19 protein-coding genes and 3 pseudogenes are annotated in these 20832 nt (G+C 63.5%); 9 read left to right on the top strand and 13 right to left on the bottom strand.

The features are described 5' to 3' along the window. Entirely contained in the window at positions 1–543 is a 543-nt protein-coding gene (locus A7A09_RS02740) for a division/cell wall cluster transcriptional repressor MraZ (protein ID WP_106689925.1), read from the bottom strand. Positions 544–670: 127 nt separating this feature from the next. On the opposite strand from A7A09_RS02740, the gene A7A09_RS20490 reads away from it, so the two are divergent. Next, a complete protein-coding gene (locus A7A09_RS20490; protein WP_148043605.1) occupies positions 671–1075 on the top strand; it encodes a hypothetical protein in 405 nt (134 codons plus the stop codon). Positions 1076–1238: 163 nt separating this feature from the next. On the opposite strand, the gene A7A09_RS02735 is transcribed toward A7A09_RS20490, so the two are convergent. Continuing rightward, entirely contained in the window at positions 1239–2321 is a 1083-nt protein-coding gene (locus A7A09_RS02735) for an Mrp/NBP35 family ATP-binding protein (RefSeq protein WP_106689924.1), read from the bottom strand. A 337-nt stretch (positions 2322–2658) separates the two neighbouring features. Here A7A09_RS02735 and A7A09_RS21260 point away from each other — a divergent pair, with 337 nt between their 5' ends. The 7 genes and pseudogenes from A7A09_RS21260 (at position 2659) to A7A09_RS02700 (ending at position 9712) form a co-directional block, all read left to right on the top strand. Beyond that, positions 2659–2880 (top strand): DUF1127 domain-containing protein, encoded by a 222-nt coding sequence (locus A7A09_RS21260; protein WP_084203083.1) that lies wholly within the window; start codon positions 2659–2661, stop codon positions 2878–2880. 518 nt (positions 2881–3398) lie between these two features. Next, positions 3399–4178, top strand: coding sequence for a 23S rRNA (adenine(2030)-N(6))-methyltransferase RlmJ (locus tag A7A09_RS02725; protein ID WP_106689923.1), 780 nt, complete (start codon positions 3399–3401; stop codon positions 4176–4178). A gap of 71 nt (positions 4179–4249) precedes the next feature. Continuing rightward, on the top strand, positions 4250–4543 hold the full coding sequence (locus A7A09_RS02720) for an FtsB family cell division protein (RefSeq protein WP_106690053.1): 294 nt from the start codon (positions 4250–4252) through the stop codon (positions 4541–4543). 107 nt (positions 4544–4650) lie between these two features. Further along, positions 4651–5660, top strand: a pseudogene (pdhA, locus tag A7A09_RS02715) (pyruvate dehydrogenase (acetyl-transferring) E1 component subunit alpha). Positions 5661–5675: 15 nt separating this feature from the next. Further along, positions 5676–7061: a pyruvate dehydrogenase complex E1 component subunit beta gene (locus A7A09_RS02710; RefSeq protein WP_106689922.1), complete on the top strand. Its 1386-nt coding sequence runs from the start codon at positions 5676–5678 to the stop codon at positions 7059–7061. A gap of 12 nt (positions 7062–7073) precedes the next feature. Then, positions 7074–8368 (top strand): annotated as a pseudogene (locus A7A09_RS02705) (pyruvate dehydrogenase complex dihydrolipoamide acetyltransferase). Positions 8369–8539: 171 nt separating this feature from the next. Continuing rightward, positions 8540–9712: a multidrug effflux MFS transporter gene (locus A7A09_RS02700; RefSeq protein ID WP_245999092.1), complete on the top strand. Its 1173-nt coding sequence runs from the start codon at positions 8540–8542 to the stop codon at positions 9710–9712. Positions 9713–9838: 126 nt separating this feature from the next. On the opposite strand, the gene gap is transcribed toward A7A09_RS02700, so the two are convergent. From gap to purB, 4 genes are all read right to left on the bottom strand, one after another. After that, positions 9839–10840, bottom strand: coding sequence for a type I glyceraldehyde-3-phosphate dehydrogenase (gene gap / locus A7A09_RS02695; protein WP_106689921.1), 1002 nt, complete (start codon positions 10838–10840; stop codon positions 9839–9841). Positions 10841–10990: 150 nt separating this feature from the next. Then, the gene (locus A7A09_RS20725; RefSeq protein WP_170166998.1) at positions 10991–11134 is read right to left on the bottom strand and encodes a hypothetical protein; all 144 of its coding nucleotides are present in this window, start codon (positions 11132–11134) and stop codon (positions 10991–10993) included. A 109-nt stretch (positions 11135–11243) separates the two neighbouring features. Next, entirely contained in the window at positions 11244–12257 is a 1014-nt protein-coding gene (locus tag A7A09_RS02690) for a FliG C-terminal domain-containing protein (RefSeq protein ID WP_245999091.1), read from the bottom strand. A gap of 84 nt (positions 12258–12341) precedes the next feature. Then, the gene (gene purB, locus A7A09_RS02685; RefSeq protein WP_106690052.1) at positions 12342–13655 is read right to left on the bottom strand and encodes an adenylosuccinate lyase; all 1314 of its coding nucleotides are present in this window, start codon (positions 13653–13655) and stop codon (positions 12342–12344) included. A 165-nt stretch (positions 13656–13820) separates the two neighbouring features. Here purB and A7A09_RS02680 point away from each other — a divergent pair, with 165 nt between their 5' ends. After that, the gene (locus A7A09_RS02680) at positions 13821–14159 is read left to right on the top strand and encodes an SMR family transporter (protein ID WP_106689919.1); all 339 of its coding nucleotides are present in this window, start codon (positions 13821–13823) and stop codon (positions 14157–14159) included. On the opposite strand, the pseudogene A7A09_RS02675 reads toward A7A09_RS02680, so the two are convergent. From A7A09_RS02675 to rpsD, 7 genes and pseudogenes are all read right to left on the bottom strand, one after another. After that, a pseudogene (locus tag A7A09_RS02675) lies at positions 14156–15873 on the bottom strand (peptidoglycan -binding protein). The gene A7A09_RS02680 and the pseudogene A7A09_RS02675 sit on opposite strands and share 4 nt — an antisense overlap. Before the next feature lies 1 nt (position 15874). Then, positions 15875–16582, bottom strand: coding sequence for a hypothetical protein (locus A7A09_RS21970; RefSeq protein ID WP_366465316.1), 708 nt, complete (start codon positions 16580–16582; stop codon positions 15875–15877). Beyond that, on the bottom strand, positions 16561–17232 hold the full coding sequence (locus A7A09_RS21965) for a hypothetical protein (protein ID WP_366465315.1): 672 nt from the start codon (positions 17230–17232) through the stop codon (positions 16561–16563). Before A7A09_RS21965 ends, A7A09_RS21970 begins: the two co-directional genes overlap by 22 nt. Positions 17233–17323: 91 nt before the next feature. After that, positions 17324–17869, bottom strand: coding sequence for a gamma-glutamylcyclotransferase (locus A7A09_RS02665; RefSeq protein ID WP_106689918.1), 546 nt, complete (start codon positions 17867–17869; stop codon positions 17324–17326). A gap of 69 nt (positions 17870–17938) precedes the next feature. After that, entirely contained in the window at positions 17939–18862 is a 924-nt protein-coding gene (locus A7A09_RS02660) for a prephenate/arogenate dehydrogenase family protein (RefSeq protein WP_106689917.1), read from the bottom strand. Further along, positions 18859–19953 (bottom strand): histidinol-phosphate transaminase, encoded by a 1095-nt coding sequence (hisC, locus tag A7A09_RS02655; RefSeq protein WP_106690051.1) that lies wholly within the window; start codon positions 19951–19953, stop codon positions 18859–18861. Before hisC ends, A7A09_RS02660 begins: the two co-directional genes overlap by 4 nt. 218 nt (positions 19954–20171) lie before the next feature. Next, on the bottom strand, positions 20172–20792 hold the full coding sequence (rpsD, locus tag A7A09_RS02650; RefSeq protein ID WP_106689916.1) for a 30S ribosomal protein S4: 621 nt from the start codon (positions 20790–20792) through the stop codon (positions 20172–20174). Positions 20793–20832: the final 40 nt, after the last annotated feature.

Here is a 20832-nt window from a genome sequence, read left to right as displayed (position 1 = left end):
CTAGCCCTCTTCCGAGCCGGCATCGCTGAGGAATTCGCGCGGATCGAAGCCCGGTCCCTTCGAAGCGGTAAATTCCTCGAGTTCCTCGATATCCTTCGGCGGCGAATCAGGGTGATAGACCTTGATATAGTCGCCATGCGAGGCGAAGACCGTCTCGTTGCCCTCGGCCAGCCCCAGCCTTTCGCGCAGGCGCAGCGGCAGGACCAGCCGTCCTTCGCGGTCGATCTCGAGATCGGTGGATTGGCCGTTCATCAACTGCTCAAGCCAGCGGCGTTCCTTGCTGCCGCGGGTCAGGCTGTCGATCTGTTCGTCGATCTCATCGGCGGCCTCGATGGTGTAAAGTTCGATCCAGTTCCACCATTCGGGGCCATAAACGGCGACGATCTGCGTGCGTCCGGTATTCGAGGTCGAGAAGGAAGGATCACCGGCATCGAAGACACGCCGCATCTTGGCCGGGATCGACATGCGACCCTTGCCATCCAGCTTGACGTGTTCGGTGCCTCTGAACTTCCGCGCCACCTGTTTGCCGTCCTCACTGCCCATCCCTTTCGCCCGCCCGAAAGAGAAAGGCGGATCGGGCCGCTGCCACTGCCCGATCCGCCGCCCTCGTTCCCATTGCCTGGGCCCCTTGCGGGGTTGCCCACCCTGTCACGCGCCACCTTGGGGGCTGGTGCTGCTCGCACGCGCGGGCGGATCAATTTGGAAAACGGGTGCCTGTATGAAGCCTGCTTCGCCTTCGCGGGGTCTTGATGCCCCTTCCACTGCCCGTCTTCGTGATTACGTTGTGACATGGGAATTCATGGGAGGCAACGGAATTTTGCGCCCCGTCCGCGAATTTTATTTGAACTTTTCGGTTCATGAACGTAAGAATATGACGCAAATCTTCCGACAAACTCAACCAATGGAAGATTACACCAAACAAAACACAAGATATGGACATCGCACCGGTGTGGCAGAAAATCCCAGATTTTCCTGCATTACCTTGAGTAAAGCGAATAATGGCCGTGTGATTCATGCGAAATTTCGCGGCGATCACGCCGAATCACGGATTCGGGAAGCGAACCACCCCTCGTGATTCCATGAATTCCCAGAACCCCCATGCAATCCCGGTGATCCCGGATATTCCCATGCGGATCATGATGAACCACCGGGCCGGAACCATCGGAATGGTCCCGGCCCGGATTCACGCAGATCGGACATCCGGCATCGGACCGGTCATTCGGAAGGGGGAATCAGCCTCAGCCGATACCGCCCCTTACCAGCCGATCGGCCAGCCGGGCATAGGCCTGCGCCGTCGCACCATCGCCTAGCGCCACCGGCCGGCCGGAATCGCCCGCCAGCCTGACCTCCAGTTCAAGCGGCAATTCGCCAAGGAAAGGCAGGCCGAGCGTCTCGGCCTCGACCGCGACGCCGCCGTGACCGAAAAGATGAGCTTCTTCGCCGCAATTCGGGCAGACATAGCTTGACATGTTCTCGATCAATCCGAGCACCGGCGCCTTCAGCTTGCGGAACATGTCGATCGCGCGTCGCGCGTCCAGCAGCGCCACGTCCTGCGGGGTGGAGACGATGAGCGCGCCGGTCACCGCCGCCTTCTGGCAGAGGCTGAGCTGCACATCGCCGGTGCCGGGCGGCAGGTCGATCAGCAGCACGTCCAGCTCGCCCCAGTTCACCTGCTGCAGCAATTGCTGGATCGCCCCCATCAGCATCGGCCCGCGCCAGACCACCGCCTCGCCCTCTTTCAGCATCAGCCCGATGGACATCACGGTGACGCCATGGGCATGCAGCGGCTCGATCCGCTGACCGTCGGGGCTGGCGGGACGCCCCGAGACGCCCATCATCCGGGGCTGCGACGGGCCATAGATATCGGCATCCAGCAGCCCGACCTTGCGGCCGGCCTTCGCAAGCGCGACAGCAAGGTTGGAAGTAACGGTGGATTTGCCTACGCCCCCCTTGCCCGATCCGATGGCGATGATGTGGCGCACGCCGGGAATCGGCTGCGGCCCGGCCTGGGCGGTCGGATGCCCGCCGAGTTTCAGCGATGGCGCCCCCCCGCCTGCGGGGGCTGCGGGCTTTGCCGCCGGGGCGGTGGTGACGATGTGAACCTGCGCGATCCCCGGCAATGCCATCAGGCGGCGTTTTGCCTCGGCCTCGACCGGGGCCAGCGCACGGGCGGCCTCGGCATTGTCGACCTCCAGCACGAATCGGATGGTGTCATTCTCGATCACGAGCGCACGAACCAGATCGGCCTGCCCCAGTGTTTCACCCCCCGGAAGGGTAATCTCGGAGATTTCCCTAAGGACAACTTCGCGGTTTACGGACATGTTATCGGCCTTGTATCTGCATCACAGAGTAACATGGTGTATCCGGCGCGGCGCAGCAACCATCCCGGCAAAACCCGGCCCTGCCCCCTGACAAGCATCGCAGAACAAGTGAGTTTCGCGATTGCAGCATTAACGCTAACGAAATGATGCCCATCTTTTTCGATCACATTTCCATGAGGTTACAACCTTTGGCTTACGTGCCAGTCATGCATCTGCTGCATGGCAGCATTGGCGAAAGGGAGGATTGTGCAATCGCAGCATAGGGTCCATCTTTGTTTCAACGAAGCGCCGGGCCATCCGGGCCGGGTGCTGGACGAGACGAATGAAAGGAAACATCATGGCTGTTATCGCTCAAGCACAGAATGCCGCCGCCGAAACCGGCCTGCGTGGCCGCCTGCTGAACGCGGTTCAGCGGATGCAGGAAAACCGCGCACGCCGTGCGGTCTACCGTCAGACGCTGCGCGAATTGAACGCGTTGACCACCCGCGATCTCGACGATCTGGGCATCAACCGCTCGATGATCACCCGCCTGGCCCACGAAGCGGCCTACGGCAAGTAAGAATTCGCTTTCCCGACCCTTCTCCTCCTCCCTTGGGTTCGGGATATGGCGGTGTCCTCCTCTCCTCCTCCCCGGAGGGCACCGCCCAAAGTCAGCTCCGCAGCCCCTCTCCTCCTCCCTGGGCCTACGGATGCGAGCGGCGGCTCCCCCTCCTCCTCCCTGGGAGCCGCCGCAAAAGATAGCCGCCCTGTTTCGCGGCAAGACCATACGACGGGCCTTTCTCCTCCCTCCCAGCCTGTCGTTTGCGGTGACGCCTCTCCTCCTCCCGGGCAGCCACCGCACCCCATAGCCGCCTCATTTGCGGCAAACCGATGCGACGGGCCTTCTCCTCCTCCCTGGCTTGTCGTGTGCGGTGCCGGCCTCTCCTCCTCCCTGGCCTCCACCGCAGCCCATACGCGGCCCCTCCTCCTCCCTGGGCCAGCGTTGAGCGGCGGCGCCCTCTCCTCCTCCCTGGGCGCCGCCGCATTTTTTATGAAACAGCCCTTTCCGACCATGCCCGAGATGTCTATTGCCGGGACATGCTCAGCTATCAGCACGCCTATCACGCGGGAAATGCCGCCGATCTGCACAAGCACGCCCTGCTTGCGTCGGCGCTGGATTACCTGACCCGCAAGGACAAGCCGCTGACCTATGTGGAAACGCATGCGGGGCGCGGATTATACGATCTGAACAGTCCCGAAGCGGCAAAAACCGGAGAGGCGCAAGCAGGCATCTTGCGTGCCGAAGCAAAGGGCTGGCTTCCCCCGGATCACCCCCTGCTGCGCGCCCTGCAAGACATCCGGGCCACGCATGGCAGGACCGCCTATCCCGGCTCCCCGCTTATTGCCGCGCATTTCCTGCGCCCCGGCGATCATGCCCATCTGGCAGAACTGCACCCTGCGGAACATGCGGCCTTGTCGCAGGTGGCGGGTTTTGCCACGATCCATCGCGAGGATGGCTTTCGCATGGCGCAAGCCATCTGTCCGCCAGTGCCAAGGCGCGGCATGCTGCTGATCGACCCGAGCTATGAGATCAAGGCCGATTACGACGCCCTGCCCCGGATCATCGGCCAGATTGCGCGAAAGTGGAATGTCGGCGTCATCGCGCTCTGGTATCCTATCCTGACCGACAGGCGCCACGAGACCATGACAAACGCCCTGCGCGGCTCATATCCGGACGCGCTGATCTCGGAGGTCGGTTTCCCGCCTGCCCGGCCGGGACATGCGATGATCGGGTCGGGAATGTTCATCCTGAACCCGCCCTGGGGCCTCGCCGACGAGGCCGCACGGCTTGAAAAGATATTCCGGCAACTGTCCTGAAACGCGACGGGGGATTCCCCTGCCCGCCCGCATATGGCATGATCGGCGCAAAACATAACGGGCAGTCCTTCATGTCGCAGCGTCTATCGATCAGCGCCAGTATCTTTTTCGTACTGATTTTCGCACTGGGTCTCTATTTCGCCTTTGCCGCCGTGCAGGGGCCGTCGGGCATCCTGCGCCGGGTGCAGGTCGAAGCCGAAACCGGGGAACTGATCGACGAGCGCGACCGGCTGCGCGAAGAGGTCGGCCGGATGCAGAACCTGACCCGCCGCCTGTCGGATGAATATCTCGATCTCGACCTGCTGGACGAACGCGCGCGCGAGGTTCTGGGCCTGATCCGCTCGGACGAAATCATCATCCAATAGCCGGTCGGCGCCCGCGCGCTTTCCCGCATTGCACCCCTCCGCGCGATGCGTTACGGATAGTTTAACGCTGAACTATTCCGAACCAGCACCCAGGAGGAAAGCCCCGCATGGCCAGGAAACCCGCTGCCAGCAAGCCGGCGCCGTCCAATAGTTCCAAGGACGAATTGCTGAAATTCTATCGCGACATGTTGCTGATACGCCGATTCGAGGAAAAGGCCGGCCAGCTTTACGGCATGGGCCTGATCGGTGGCTTCTGTCACCTTTATATCGGGCAGGAAGCCGTCGTCGTCGGCCTCGAAGCCAGCTCGAAAGAGGGTGACAAGCGCATCACCTCCTATCGCGATCACGGCCATATGCTGGCCTGCGGCATGGATCCGCGCGGCGTGATGGCCGAACTCACCGGGCGCGAGGGCGGCTATTCCAAGGGCAAGGGCGGCTCGATGCACATGTTCAGCCGCGAAAAGCATTTCTACGGCGGCCACGGCATCGTCGCGGCACAGGTTCCGCTTGGCGCGGGCCTGGCCTTCGCCGACAAATACCGGGGCAATGACAACGTCACCTTCACCTATTTCGGCGACGGCGCGGCCAACCAGGGCCAGGTCTACGAGACCTACAACATGGCCGAGCTGTGGGACCTGCCGGTGGTCTTCGTCATCGAGAACAACCAATATGCCATGGGCACCTCGGTCAAGCGCTCGACCAAATCGACATCTCTCTTTGGACGCGGCGAAGCGTTCGGCATCCCCGGCGAACAGGTCGATGGCATGGATGTGCTGGCCGTCAAGGCGCCGGCGAAAAGGCCGTCGCCCACTGCCGCGCGGGCAAGGGCCCCTACATCCTTGAAATCATGACCTATCGCTATCGCGGTCACTCCATGTCGGACCCGGCGAAATACCGGACCCGCGAGGAGGTGCAGAAGATGCGCGACGAGCGCGACGCCATCGAGCATGTCCGCGAATTGCTCTTGCAGGGCAAGCATGCCACCGAGGACGAGCTCAAGGCCGTCGACAAGGAGATCAAGGACATCGTGAACGACGCAGCGGAATTCGCCAAGGAAAGCCCCGAGCCCGCGCCGGAAGAGCTGTGGACCGACATCTATTCCGAAGAGCACGCGTAAGGGAGGGACGAAAACATGGCAACCGAGATCCTGATGCCCGCCCTGTCGCCGACCATGGAGGAAGGCACGCTGGCGAAATGGCTGAAGAAGGAAGGCGACGAGGTCAAGGCCGGCGACATCATCGCCGAGATCGAGACCGACAAGGCCACGATGGAATTCGAGGCCGTCGATGAAGGAATCATGGGCAAGATCCTGATCGCCGAGGGTTCCGAGGGCGTGAAGGTCAACACCCCGATCGCCGTGCTGATCGAGGAAGGCGAAAGCGCCGACGACATCAAGGCCCCCGCCCCTGCCGCGCCTGCGGCCGATGAGGACAAGGGCGGCTCCCCCGATGATGCTGGCCAGACGGTCCAGCGTGCCGAGGCCGCGCCTGCCGCTCCGCAGGCCGACCGCAGCCCCGACTGGCCGGAAGGCACGCCGATGAAGACCATGACCGTGCGCGAGGCATTGCGCGAGGCCATGGAAGAAGAGATGGACCGCGACGAGACCGTCTTCCTGATGGGCGAAGAGGTCGGTGAATACCAGGGCGCCTACAAGATCAGCCAGGGTTTGCTGGACAAGTTCGGCCCGCGCCGGGTGGTCGATACCCCGATCTCGGAAATCGGCTTTACCGGCATCGGCACCGGCGCGGCGCTTGCCGGGCTGCGCCCGATCGTCGAGTTCATGACCTTCAATTTCGCGATGCAGGCCATCGACCATATCATCAACTCGGCGGCCAAGACGCTGTACATGTCCGGCGGCCAGATGGGCGCGCCCATGGTCTTTCGTGGTCCGAACGGCGCCGCCGCCCGCGTGGGCGCCCAGCACAGCCAGGATTATGCCGCATGGTATGCCGCCATCCCCGGCCTCAAGGTGGTGATGCCCTATACCGCCGCCGATGCGAAGGGCCTGCTGAAACAGGCGATCCGCGATCCGAACCCGGTGATCTTCCTCGAGAACGAGATCCTCTATGGCCGCAGCTTCGAGGTGCCGGACCTGGATGATTTCACTATCCCCTTCGGCAAGGCCCGCATCGCCCGCGAGGGCAGCGACGTCACCATCGTCAGCTTTGGCATCGGCATGAGCCATGCGCTGGAAGCCGCCGACAAGCTGGCCGAAGAGGGGATCGAGGCCGAGGTGATCGACCTGCGCACCCTGCGCCCGATCGATTATGCCACGATCATCGCCTCGGTCCAGAAGACCAATCGCTGCGTGACCGTTGAGGAAGGCTTCCCGGTGGGGGCCATCGGCAACCATATCTCGGCCCATATCATGGAGAACGCCTTCGACTGGCTGGACGCTCCGGTGATCAACTGCACCGGCAAGGACGTGCCCATGCCCTATGCCGCCAATCTTGAAAAGCACGCTCTCATCACCCCGGCAGAGGTTGTCGAGGCGGTGAAGAAAGTCACTTACAGGTAAGGAGCAAGCGAGATGCCGACAGAAATCCTGATGCCCGCGCTTTCTCCCACCATGGAGGAAGGCACGCTGGCCAAATGGCTGGTCAAGGAGGGCGACGAGGTCAAATCCGGCGACATCATCGCCGAGATCGAGACCGACAAGGCGACGATGGAATTCGAGGCCGTCGACGAGGGGACGGTAGGCAAGATCCTCGTCGAGGAGGGCGCGGCGGGCGTCAAGGTGAACACCCCCATCGCCGTCTTGCTGGAGGAAGGCGAGAGCGCCGATGACATCGGCGCCGCCAGCGCCCCGCGCCCGCGAAAGCCGAAGCCGCTCCTGTGGCGGAAGCCCCCAAGGCAGAGGCCGAACCAACCGCCGCACCCGCGCCTGCCGCACCGCAATCCGCCTCGGGTGACCGTATCTTCGCCTCGCCATTGGCGCGGCGCATTGCTGCCGAAAAGGGCATTGATCTGGCCTCGATCAAGGGTTCCGGCCCGCGCGGCCGGATCGTCAAGGCCGATGTCGAAAGCGCGAAACCCGGAGCCGCCCCGGCCAAGGCCGAAGCTGCCTCGGCACCCGCCGCCGCCGCCGCCCCGCAAGGCCCCTCGGCGGATGCCATCGCCAGGATCTATGCCGATCGCGAAACCGAAGAGGTTTCGCTTGACGGCATGCGCCGGACCATCGCGCAACGTCTTGGCGAGGCCAAGCAGACCATCCCGCATTTCTACCTGCGCCGCTCGGCCAAGCTGGACGCGCTGATGAAATTCCGTGGCGATCTGAACAAGCAGCTTGAAGCGCGCGGCGTGAAGCTGTCCGTCAATGATTTCATCATCAAGGCCTGCGCGCTGGCCCTGCAAGAAGTGCCGGATGCCAACGCAGTCTGGGCAGGCGACCGGATCATCAAGCTGAAACCCTCGGATGTCGCGGTCGCCGTGGCCGTCGAAGGTGGACTCTTTACGCCGGTCCTGAAGGACGCGCAGCAAAAGACGCTGTCGGCCCTGTCCTCCGAGATGAAGGACCTCGCCAACCGCGCCAAGACCAAGAAGCTCGCCCCGCATGAATACCAGGGCGGCAGCTTCGCGATCAGCAACCTGGGCATGTTCGGCATCGAGAATTTCGACGCCGTCATCAACCCGCCCCATGGCGCGATCCTTGCCGTGGGTGCAGGCATCCAGACCCCGGTTGTCGAGAATGGCGAGGTGGTGATCCGCAATGTCATGTCGATGACTCTCTCGGTCGATCACCGCGTCATCGACGGCGCGCTTGGCGCCCAGCTTCTCGAGGCCATCGTCAAGCATCTGGAGAACCCGATGGGCATGCTGGCCTGAGCCCGAAACACGGGTTCGACACGGGAAAAGGGGGCCTCGCGGCCCTCTTTTTCTTTGACAGGGCGACAGGGCTGCCATTCGATGAAGCCGGGATGATCTTCGTCATGGCCAGATCTTGCAGATCATGCAAAATATCGCTATGGGCTGGCTTCAACCGATAGGTATCTTCCGATGACCCAGACCGCCAGTTTTCAGCATGCGCCGGTGCGGCGTCTGCCGATGCCCGAATTCATCGCGATGCTGGCCTTTCTCTTTGCCACCATCGCCTTCTCCATCGATGCGATGCTGCCAGCCCTGCCGCAGATCGCCGAAACGCTGACCCCCGAAGACCACAACCGGGCGCAATTGATCCTGACGGTCTTCGTGGCTGGCATGGGTGTCGGCACCCTGTTCGCCGGCCCGATTTCCGACGCGATAGGCCGCAAGCGCGCCATCACCATCGGATTCGCGATTTATTCATGTGCCGCGCTTGCGGCGATCTATGCCGAATCCATCGAGATGCTGCTTGTTGCCCGCTTCATCCAGGGGCTCGGGGCGGCGGGTCCGCGTATTGTCGGCCTGGCCCTGGTCCGCGACCTTTACGAAGGCCGCGAGATGGCCCGGATCACCAGCCTGGTGATGATGGTCTTCATCATCGTTCCCGCGCTCGCGCCTTCAATCGGGGCGGGGATGATCTGGCTGGCCGGTTGGCATGGGGTTTTTTACGGCTTCCTGTTCTTTGCGCTGGTCGGCGTCACCTGGCTGAACATGCGCCAGGCTGAAACCCTGCCCGTTGGGCGCCGCCGTCCATTGCAGGTCACGCCGCTGAAAGAGGCTGCCCGCGAAGTCCTGACCAACCGTCATGTGATGATGTGCACCTTCATCCTGACGCTCGGCTTCGGGCAGATGTTCGCCCTGCTGTCCTCGGCCCAGCAGCTTTTCGGCGAGGCATATGGCAAGGGGGACGCCTTTCCCTTCTGGTTCGCGGCGATGGCTTTGCTGTCCGGATCGGGCACGGTCCTGAACGCGACATTCGTGGTTCGATACGGCATGCGCCGTATCGCCAAATGGGCCTATGTGATGCAGACCTGCGTCTCGTTGCTGATGCTGATCCTGGTCGGTGCCGGCCTCCTGCCTGCCGCTTTGCAGTTCCCGGCCTTCTTCCTCTGGGCGGTCAGCGTGTTCTTCATGGCAGGCGTCACCTTCGGCAATCTCAATGCCCTGGCGCTGCAGAAGATGGGTCATATCGCCGGCATGGCCGCGTCTGTCGTTTCGGCGATCTCGACGGTGCTGGCAACCTTGATCGCGCCCCGGTCGGCCTGCTCTATAACGGCACGGCCCTGCCGGTCATCACGGCGACACTGATCTGTTCGGGCCTCGCATGGTTCATGATGCGGTTCCTGGAAGACTGAACCCAGCCAGCACGATGACAAAGGAAAAGGCGGCGAGGGTTTCCCCTCGCCGCCCAATTTTTTCCGAGGCTCCGCCTGATCAGATCAGCTTGCCCATCGCAACCGCGGTATCCGACATGCGGTTCGAGAAGCCCCATTCATTGTCATACCAGGTCAGGATACGGCAGAGTTTGCCTTCCATGACCTTGGTCTGGTCCATGTGGAAGATCGAGCTATGCGGGTCGTGGTTGAAATCCGACGAGACCAGCGGCTCGTCGGTATAGCCCAGGATCCCCTTCAGCGGACCGTCGGCGGCGGCCTTGATGGCGGCGTTGATCTCTTCGACCGTGGTGTCGCGCGCGGCCTCGAAGGTCAGGTCGACGACCGAAACATTCGGCGTCGGCACACGGATGGCAACGCCGTCCAGGCGCCCTTTCAATTCGGGCAGCACCAGCCCGACGGCCTTGGCGGCACCGGTCGAGGTCGGGATCATCGACAGGGCGGCGGCGCGGCCGCGATACAGGTCCTTGTGCATCGTGTCCAGCGTCGGCTGATCGCCGGTATAGCTGTGGATCGTGGTCATGAAACCACGGGTGATGCCGATGCTGTCATTGAGCACCTTGGCGACCGGCGACAGGCAATTGGTCGTGCAGCTTGCGTTCGAGACAACGATATCATCCGAAGTCAGCGTGTCGTCATTGACGCCGAAGACGATGGTCTTGTCGGCATCCGTGCCGGGAGCCGAGATCAGCACGCGCTTGGAGCCGTTCTCCAGATGCGCCTGGCATTTTTCCTTCGAGGTAAAGATGCCGGTGCATTCCATCACCACATCGACATTGCTCCAGGGCAGTTCGGCGGGGTTGCGGATGGCGCTGACCTCGATGGGGCCGCGTCCCACATTGATCGCCGATCCCTCCACCTTGACCTCGGCGGGAAAGCGGCCATGCACGCTGTCATAACGCAGCAGATGGGCATTGGTCTCGACCGGACCGAGATCGTTGATGGCGACGACCTCGATATCCGTGCGTCCTGACTCCACGATGGCGCGCAGCACGTTGCGCCCGATGCGACCGAAACCGTTGATGGCGACTTTGACAGCCATGGCTCTTTCTCCCGACCAGATGACGTTGCGTTTCCTCTAGCGTGGCTTGAGGGTCGATGCAAATACCCAGAATGCTTCAGTTGCGGCGCGGCGGGCGGCGTTCCGCCATCGTGCCGGTCAGGAAACGGAATTCGAAGAAAATCGCGGGCTCTATCTCCAGAACACGACGTAATCGACCAGGCGGTTGAATTCCTTGCCGACCAGCAACGGCAGATCCATATGCAGCCAGAAATGATCGACGACGAACAGGCCGACGATCAACAGCGCGAGAATGATGGCGATCTGGTTGTTCATGAAAGCCTCCGGCGGTTCTTATTGCGCTTCTTTCGACCGGCGGCAAGATATCCCGGTCGAGCCGGGCAGGTTTCCATCGATCCGCCGGTCGAGGCCGGTCCCCACCTGCTTATTCGTCATCTTCGGGCAGACGCAATGTCAGCCCTTCCTCCGTCTGTAGCCTGCGGATCGCGGCGACGACTTCGTTCGCGGCCTCCTCGGCCTCCCTGGGACGGATCTTGCCAAGCGATTCCACCTCTTCCCGCAGCCCGTCGGCCATGCGCTGAGAGAGATTCTCAAGGATGAACGCCGCCGCCGCGGCCTCCTTCTCGGATTGCTGGGCCAGGGCGCGGATCAGCACCTGCTGATCCACCTCCCGGACGATTCGCGGCACATCGCGCGGTTCCATCCGCTCCGGTATATGCGCGAAGGTGAAGATCGCCCGGCGAACGTCAACGGCGAATTCCGCATCCTCGCGGTCCAGCAGATCAAGGACTTCGTCGCGCAAATCGGAGCTCGCGAAATTCAGCATGTCGCCCATCCGGTTGCTGGCCGCCGGTTCCATCGCAGGATGCGGCAGGGCATCGGCTGCCTGGGCCAGGACCAGGCCGATCCGCCGCAATGCCTGCGGGCCGATATTCCGCGTCATCGCCATCGCCTGAGCCACCGTCTGCGCCCGCTCGCGATCCAGCGCGGAGAAGGTCTTTGCGGCTTGCGTGGCGGATAGCTTGGACAGCATCACGGCGACCAGTTCGACCGCCTCGCTATCCGCCAGCGTCTGGATATCGTCCTGCGGCAACGCGGTGATGCGCGACCACGGATCGCCACGCCCCGACATCGAGACCAATCGCCGCAGACGGTCGGTCGCATCCTCGGACAGCCTGTCCGCCAGGATCTCCAGCGTTCCGTCCAGATCACCGGGAAAGGTCACACCCACGGCTTCGAGACTGTCGCAGAATTCCGAGATCACCGCATCGCGGGTCTGGCGATCGATCAGCTCCATATTGGCCATTTCCTCGGCCAGCAATGTCTGCCTGTCGCTGTCGAATTCTTCGAGTTTCACCCCTGTCTCGTCATCATCCAGCAAAAGCCGGACAATGACCGCCGCCTTTTGCCGTGGACTCAGCCCGGTCTGCGCATTCATCATCTGTCCTCGTCAGCCCTCGATCACATGCTGACGGCCAGTCTGGCACGGATTCCCTAATCCGGATTTACCCGGAAGGGTTTTTCAGACCGGATTTTCTCCAAAGACCCGCGCGAAAATCGTATCGACATGCTTGGTATGATAGCCGAGATCGAACTTCTCCTCGATCTCCTCGCGCGACAGGGCCGCGGTCACTTCCGCATCGGCCAGCAATTCCTCCTTGAAGTCCTTGCCTTCCTCCCAGACCTTCATGGCATTGCGCTGCACAAGGCGATAGGCATCCTCGCGCGACACCCCTGCCTGGGTCAGTGCCAGCAGAACCCGCTGGCTCATGACCAGGCCCTTGAACTTGTTCATATTGGCCAGCATGGTCTCGGGATAGACGACCAGCTTGTCGATCACCCCCGCCAGCCGGTTCAGCGCGAAATCCAGCGTGATCGTCGCATCGGGCGCAATGCCGCGTTCAACCGAGGAATGGCTGATGTCGCGCTCATGCCACAGCGCCACGTTCTCCATCGCCGGGACCACCGCCATGCGGACCAGCCGGGCCAACCCGGTCAGGTTCTCGGTCAGCACCGGGTTGCGCTTATGCGGCATCGCGGAAGAGCCCTTCTGGCCGGGGCTGAAGAATTCCTCGGCCTCCAGCACCTCGGTGCGCTGCATATGGCGGATCTCGATGGCGATATTCTCGATCGACGACGCGATCACCCCGAGCGTGGCAAAGAACATCGCGTGCCGGTCGCGCGGGATGACCTGCGTGCTGATCGGCTCGGGCCGCAGGCCCAATTGTGCGCAGACATGTTCCTCGACGCGCGGGTCGATATTGGCGAAGGTCCCGACCGCGCCCGAGATCGCGCCGGTGGCGATCTCTTCGCGTGCGCGTTCCAGCCGTTCCCGCCCGCGCGCCATCTCGGCATAAAAGCGTGCAAAGGTCAGGCCCATCGTGGTCGGCTCGGCATGGATGCCGTGGCTGCGGCCGATGCGGACGGTGTCCTTGTGCTCCAGCGCGCGACGTTTCAGCGCGGCCAGCAGCTTGTCCATATCGGCCAGCAGGATGTCGGCGGCGCGGACAAGCTGGACATTCAGCGTGGTGTCCAGAACATCGGACGAGGTCATGCCCTGATGAACGAAGCGGGCATCCTCGGAGCCGATATGCTCGGCCAGATGGGTCAGAAAGGCGATCACGTCATGCTTTGTCACCGCCTCGATCTCGTCGATGCGGGCCACGTCGAATTCCACATCCCTGGCGCGCCACACAGCTTCGGCATTCGCCTTGGGGATCACCCCCAGCTCGGCCTGGGCGTCGCAGGCATGGGCCTCGATCTCGTACCAGATGCGGAACTTGGTTTCCGGCGACCAGATCGCGGTCATTTCGGGGCGGGCATAGCGAGGGATCATGGCAGGCTCCTTGTCGTTGGCGCGGGCATAGCCTTCTGCCGCCGCCGGGGCAAGTTGCATGTCCTTGCAGATGCGGCCGGTGGCGGCGATTCCAAGGTTGAACAGCGCCGGGGGCTGGGCCAAGTTCCTGCGGTCGCCGATTCCCGCCAGCCAAGGAGATTCGCCATGCTGTCCCTTCCCTATCTCGCGCTGCTCCTGGCGATCGCTCTCGAAGTGGCGGGAACCTCGCTGCTGCAACTCTCGGCCCAGTTTACCCGGATATGGCCGACAATCGGCATGGCGTTATGCTATCTGCTCAGCTTCTACCTGCTGTCGATCAGCCTCAAGGTGCTGCCGCTCGGCATCGCCTATGCGGTATGGAGCGCGGTGGGCATCGTGCTGGTCGCGCTGATCGGGCTGGTGATATTCGGGCAGCGGCTGGATTTGCCCGCGATCATCGGCTTGTCGCTGATCATCGTGGGCGTGCTGGTGGTCAACCTGTTTTCCAAGACGGTCGGGCATTAACGCTCGGTCAGTTTCAGCTCGATCCGGCGGTTCTGGGCGCGCGCCTCGGGCGTATCCCCGTCATTGACCGGGCGCGTGTCTGAAAAGCCCGTCGCGGCCAGCCGATCGGAGGGAAAGCCCAACTCGTCGATCATGTAGCGCACCACCGCCAGGGCGCGGGCCTGGCTGAGTTCCCAATTGTCCCGGTAGCGGCCGGTCCCCGACAAGGGCGTGCTGTCGGTGTGACCGTCTACCCGAATGATCCAGTCGATCTCTGGTGGGATCTCGCCCGAGATGTCCGACAGCATCCGGGCCACCCCGGCGACCTGCTCGCGTCCCGCAGGGGACAAGGTCGCCTCGCCCGGTGCAAACAGGACCTCTGACTGGAACACGAAACGGTCGCCGACGATCCGCACGCCCTCTCGCCCAGAGAGGATTTCCGACATCCGCCCAAAGAATTCCGAGCGGTAGCGGGCAAGATCGCGCGCCTCTTCCTCGGCCCGCTTGCGGGCTTCCTCCTCCAGTTCGAGGCGCCGTTCCTTTTCCTCGGCCGCACGAAGCAAGGCGGCGTTGAGCTGTTGTCCCAGCTCCTCCACGCGCAGTTCGGCCTGTTCCTGTTCGGTCCCGGCAGTGCCCAGAAGCGCCTGCAGAGAGCCCAGTTCCGCGGTCAGCGATGCGACCTGCTCGTTCAGCAGCGCGAGCCTCCGCTGGTCCTCCTCCGACATCTCATCCTGCCTGGCCAGTTCCGCTTTCGCCGTGGCCAGCAAGGCCGCCTGCCGCTCGGCCTCGGTCTGGTTTGTTTCGGCTTCGTCGGACAACCGGTCGCGAGCGCCTCGGCGGCGGCAAGCAGGGTCAGCGTCTCTTCCGCCTCCTTGCGGCTTTCCTCCAGCGACAGGGTCATTGCCGTCAATTCGCTGTCGGCCTTTTCCAATCGCTCGCGCAGGGCTTTCGCCGCCTCGGCCTCGGCCAGCCGCGCCGCCTCGGCTTCACTCAGCCGGGATTTGGCGGCGGTCAGATCAGATCGCAGTTGCGCGGCCTCCTCATTCTCCCCGGCGTTCCGGCGGCGCAGATCGGCAATCAGCGCCTCGAGCGCATCGCGGCGGGCGGCGGCCAGCCGGGCCTGCTCGGCCTGCACATCGACCTCGTCGCGGGCTGCGGCCACCGCCAGCTCCGCCGCCGAGGCACGTTCGCGCTGTTCGGTCAACTGCGCCTGCAATGCCTGCTGCGCCGCCTCGGCCTGCTCCTGATCCTGGTTGCGCGCCGCGATCAGCGCCGCCACCTCGGCCTCGAAATCCGTCAGACGGAATTCGGCGTCCTTCAGTTCCGACCTGCTGCTTTCCAACTGGTTGGCAAGGCGGGTGATATGCGCCGCGCGGTCGCGGGCCTGCGCCTCGGCATCGGCAAGCCGGTTTTCCAGCGTCTCACGTGCGTCGGCCTGCTCGGCCAGTTGCCCTTCCAGATCGGCCCCTCGCTCCTCGGATACCGTCAACGCCTGGCCCAGGGCAGAAACCTGTTCTCCCAACTCGTTCAGGCGCTGTTCCTGCCGCGAGATCACCTGATCCTGTTCGGTAATCCTGCTGCCCTGATCCGTGACCTGCTCGCGCAGAACGAACTGGACGATCACGAAGATCGTCAGGACGAACATCATCACCATCAGAAGCGCGGTCATCGCATCCACGAAACCCGGCCAGATCGAGGCCGAGAAACGATTGGTCGAAGCGCGCTTCAGCGCCATCTCATTCGCCCTGCTGCTGCGGCGACATGGATGGATGGGGCAGTTGATCGTCACGGAACGGGTCGCCGAAACGCGCCGCCCTGACGGCGCGGGTCAACACCAGCAGGTCCAGACGCAGTTCCGCCACCATCTCGTCGCGCCCTTCGTTCAACTGGTTGGCGAAACGAGACAGGGCCGTCTCGAGCCGCTCCATGTCCATCGTGGCACCCGGCCGGTCGTCCCGCTGGTTCTGCAACAATTCGACCAGCCGATCCTGTCCATCCGTCATCCGGTTCATCGCAGAGGTCAGCGCCGCCGCCTGTGAAACCGTCGCCTCCCCCGCCGCGTCGTCCCGTTGAACCAGCGCCTCCACGGCCTCGACCATCGCCAGGACCCGCTCGTCGGCCATGGCCGCGGCCTCGTCCCGCGCCACGTCCCGTTCGGCATGGAATTGCTGCAGCCAGTCGATTTGCGAGGCGATCTGGTCCAGAAGACCGCTCCCCGCCGCAGTTCCGGCCTCGTCGCCGTCCGAGGAAAGGCTGATCCGGGTGAAACCCGACATCCATTCTTCAAGCTCGCGGTAAAAGCGGTTCTGGCCATGGGTGACGAACAACTCCAGCAGCCCGACCACCAGCGACCCGGCCAGGCCCAGCAGCGAGGACGAGAACGCCGTCGCCATCCCGCCAAGCTGGGCCTCCAGCCCGCTCATCAGCTTGCCGAAGACCTGCACGCCGGTCTCGCCCTCTTGCGGGGCCAGTGCCTGATGGTCTCGATCACGGCGGGAACAGTCGTCGCGAGACCGTAGAAGGTCCCAAGCAGACCAAGGAATATCAGCAGGTTGGCGATATATTTCGTGATATCGCGGATCTCTTCGATCCGGGTCGCGACGGATTCGAGGATCGACCGGGCGGAGCTTGTCGAGATTACGCCCCCGATCGGCCCGCGCGCGCCCAGAAGCGCCGCCAGCGGTGTCAGCAGCCGGGGCGGTTGGTCGCCGTCATCCGCGGCCCGTGCCGCAAGCCCCTTTTCCACGGCATTGCGGCGGCGCGCCGCGAAGCGCTCGATCCAGTGGACCGAGCGGATCAGCTGCGCGACCTGCCAGAAACAGGCCAGGACCCCAAGTGCGAAGACCGCGAAGATCAGCCCGTTCAGCCAGCGATTGGCCATGAAGATCGGCAGGATCCTTCCATAGGCGAACCAGCCGCCCAGCAGGACCAGAACCAGCACCGTCAGCATCAGCAGGATCTGCCTGACCGGCTGCGAGAAATGCGGCTGTTCGGCGCTTTGCCTCCCGTCACGCATAGCCGTGATACGCCGCTGAGGCGCCGTCAGTTTTTTCCTGGGCTCGTCCGGCGGTTGGCCGGTGGTCGGATCGCTCAAGGGCTCGCCTTCCCTGTCAGGATGCGGTCATTCGCGCGGAGTGTAGGACCCCGCAGGTGACTTGCCAAGCGATCCTGATCAGAAACAATGCTTAAGCCTGATTCTTCATCAGGCGATGCACTTCCTCGGAGAGTTCTTCCAACAGCCCGTCACGCATCCCGATCTCGGCCAGATGGCGCACGGTGTTAAAGAGATAGTCGGCGTTCGGCCCGCGCCCGCCACGCGCTTTCGCGATGATACCGGCCTGTTCCCGCGTGCAAAGATGGCCCGCATATTGCCAATGATCGCGGCGCATCACATAGGCGATCGCCTGCACCTCCCGCCCATCGGCCAGCGCAAGCGGCAGCACGGCCTCGCGATAGGCCCCTGTGTCCATTTCACGCCGCCGCAGATAATCCATCACCGCGTCATGCTCGTCCTCGGCGATGCGCAGCGCCAGACCGCTGCATTCCGCCCCCGGTTCCTTGTCGAGACCCAGCACCAGCCCCGGAGCCTCCTCGGTGCCGCGATAGGTGATCGACCGCAGGCAAAAGCTGCGCGAGTAATCGCTCAGCCGCGCCTTGACCGTCTCGACGGGGGTAAAGCCGGGATCCCACATCAGGGAGCCATAGCCGAAAACCCAGAAAACCTTGTCCATGCCTGACTGCCTCTCTTCCGTCAGGAAACTAGGCGAGGACCGGCGTGATGAAAAGCCCCGGACGCAGGACTACGGTTTCGCTCCGGGCGTCCGCCCGAAATCCGGCGCCTCGGTGTCCTGCCCGGCCTCGATGATGCCGCGGCGAATGGCACGGGTGCGGGAAAAATAGTCAAAAAGCTGATCGCCATCGCCCATGCGGATCGCCCTCTGCAGCACGAAGAGCTCTTCGGTAAAGCGGCCGAGTATGTCCAGCGTGGCTTCCCTGTTATGCAGGAACACGTCGCGCCACATGGTCGGGTCGCTCGCCGCGATCCGGGTGAAGTCACGGAACCCGGCGGCGGAATACTGGATCACCTCTTCATCCGTCACCCGGCGAAGATGATCGGCCACGCCGACCATGGTATAGGCGATCAGATGCGGCGCATGGCTGGTGACGGCCAGCACCAGGTCGTGATGGCCGGGCTCCATCCTGTCGGTCTTGGCCCCCATCGCGGCGATCAGGCCAGAGAGCCGGTCAGTGGCCTGCGGATCGGCTCCGGGCAGCGGAGTCAGCAGCCACCAGCGGTTGCGGAACAGGCTGGCGAAACCCGAGCGCGGGCCGGAATGCTCGGTCCCGGCAAGCGGGTGGCCGGGAATGAAATGCACGCCTTCGGGGATATGCGGGCCGACCGCGTCGATCACCGCCTGCTTGACCGAGCCGACATCGGTGACCGTGGCTCCCGGCGCCAGATGCGGCGCGATCTCGGCCGCGACCTGACCCATCGCACCCACCGGCACGGCAAGCACCACCAGATCGGCCCCTGCCACCGCCTCGGCGGCGCTGTCGCAGATGCGGTCGCATAGCCCGATCTCGCGCGCTATATCGCGGGTGGCCTCGCTGCGGGCATGGCCGATGATCTCGCCGGCAAGACCCGATTCGCGCATGGCATGGGCCATCGATCCCGCGATCAGCCCCAGCCCGATCAGCGCGACACGATTGTAGATCACGCTCATTCCGCCCCCCCTTTTTCATGCATGAAGCGGCTGAGAAAGGCCAGGACCCGGCGGCAGCCGGTCTCGTCCCCCACGGTGATCCGCAAGGCGTCAGGCAGGCCGTAACCACCCACCCGCCGCACAAGAATGCCATCCTCGCGCAGGGCGGCATCGGCGGCATCGGCCTCTTCGGGGCTGGCAAAGCGCGCAAGCAGGAAATTCGCGAAGCTCTCGTCGCAACCGATCCCCATCTGCACGAGCCCATTGCGCATCCACTCGCGCCAACGGGCATTCTCGGCCGCGCAATGGGCAGTGAAAGCGGTGTCGCGAATGGCTGCCTCGGCCGCGGCAAGCTGCGCCGAGGACAGGTTGAAGGGCTGCCGGATCCGGTTCAGCACATCGATGACCGAACGCTGCGCATAGCCCCAACCGATCCGCAGCCCGCCGAGCCCGTGGATCTTCGAGAACGTCCGCGTCATGATCACATTCGGGTGCCGGTCGACCAGCGACACGCCGCCATCGAAACCGCCCGCGAATTCCACATAGGCGCCGTCATGCACCAGCATGACATGCCCCGGCAAACCGTCCACCAGCCGCTGCAATTCCTCTTCGCCCAGCATCGTGCCGGTCGGATTGGCGGGATTGGCGATAAAGACGATCCGCGTCCGTTCGGTCACGGCCGCAAGGATCGCGTCCACATCGATGCGCCTTTCGGCCTCGGGCACCGTGACCGGCTCCGCCCCCACCATCCGGGCGAGGATCGGATACATCGAGAAACCATGTTCCGTCGTGATGACCTCGTCGCCCTGCCCGGCATAGGCATGGGTGACGAATTGCAGGACCTCGTCCGAGCCGACCCCACAGATGAGCCGCGCCGGATCCAGGTCATGCACTTCGCCGATGGCCCGGCGCAGATCGGCGTGATCGGTCGAGGGATAGCGGTTCAGTCCGCCCGCCGCCGCTGCAAAAGCCGCTTTCGCCGCCTTGCTGCATCCCAGGGGGTTCTCGTTCGACGACAGTTTCAGCACGTCGTCATGCCCGGCCAGCCTGCTTTCGCCGCTGACGTAAAGCGCGATATCCATGATGCCGGGTTTCGGGGTGATCTCTGTCATCTGACCGTTTTCCTTTTCCAAGCCCGGTTTATGCACCGTATCCGCCCATTGAAAGGGCCGGATCAGCCTCCCGCCCTTCTTCTTCATGAAATATCCCGGGGTCTGGGGCAGCGCCCCAGCCATCGCGGGACGCAAATCACCGGTATGAGCGCACGGCAGAAAGAAAAAGGCCGCACCCGAAAGGATGCGGCCTGCAAATCTGCACCCTTTGGCGAAGATCAGTTCTTCGCGTAGAATTCGACGACGAGGTTCGGTTCCATATGCACGGCATAGGGCACATCGCCCAGGGCGGGCGTGCGGACGAAGGTCGCGGTCATCTTGCTGTGATCGGCTTCGATATAATCGGGCACGTCACGCTCGGGCAGGCCGACGGCTTCCAGCACGATGGCCAGTTGGCGCGAACGCTCGCGGATCGAGATCACGTCGCCTTCGCGGACGCGATAGGAGGGGATGTTGACGCGCTGGCCATTCACCTCGACATGGCCGTGGTTCACGAATTGACGGGCCGCGAAGATGGTCGGCACGAATTTCGCGCGATAAACGACGGCGTCCAGGCGGCGCTCCAGCAGGCCTATCAGGTTCTCGCCGGTATCGCCGCGGACACGCTCGGCCTCGGCATAGATGCGGCGGAACTGTTTTTCGGTCAGGTCGCCGTAATAGCCCTTGAGCTTCTGCTTGGCGCGAAGCTGGGTGCCGAAATCGGACAGTTTGCCCTTGCGGCGCTGGCCGTGCTGGCCGGGGCCGTATTCGCGGCGGTTGACCGGGGACTTGGCGCGGCCCCAGATGTTTTCGCCCATGCGGCGGTCGATCTTGTACTTGGCAGCGGTGCGTTTGGTCATCGCTGATCTCCTTCAATATGGTTTCGAAGGGCGTTGTCCT

Source organism: Paracoccus methylarcula, assembly GCF_003007735.2.
Taxonomy (GTDB): domain Bacteria; phylum Pseudomonadota; class Alphaproteobacteria; order Rhodobacterales; family Rhodobacteraceae; genus Paracoccus; species Paracoccus methylarcula.
Note: the sequence above shows the minus strand (reverse complement) of the source record. Positions and strands in the feature narration are given on the sequence as shown.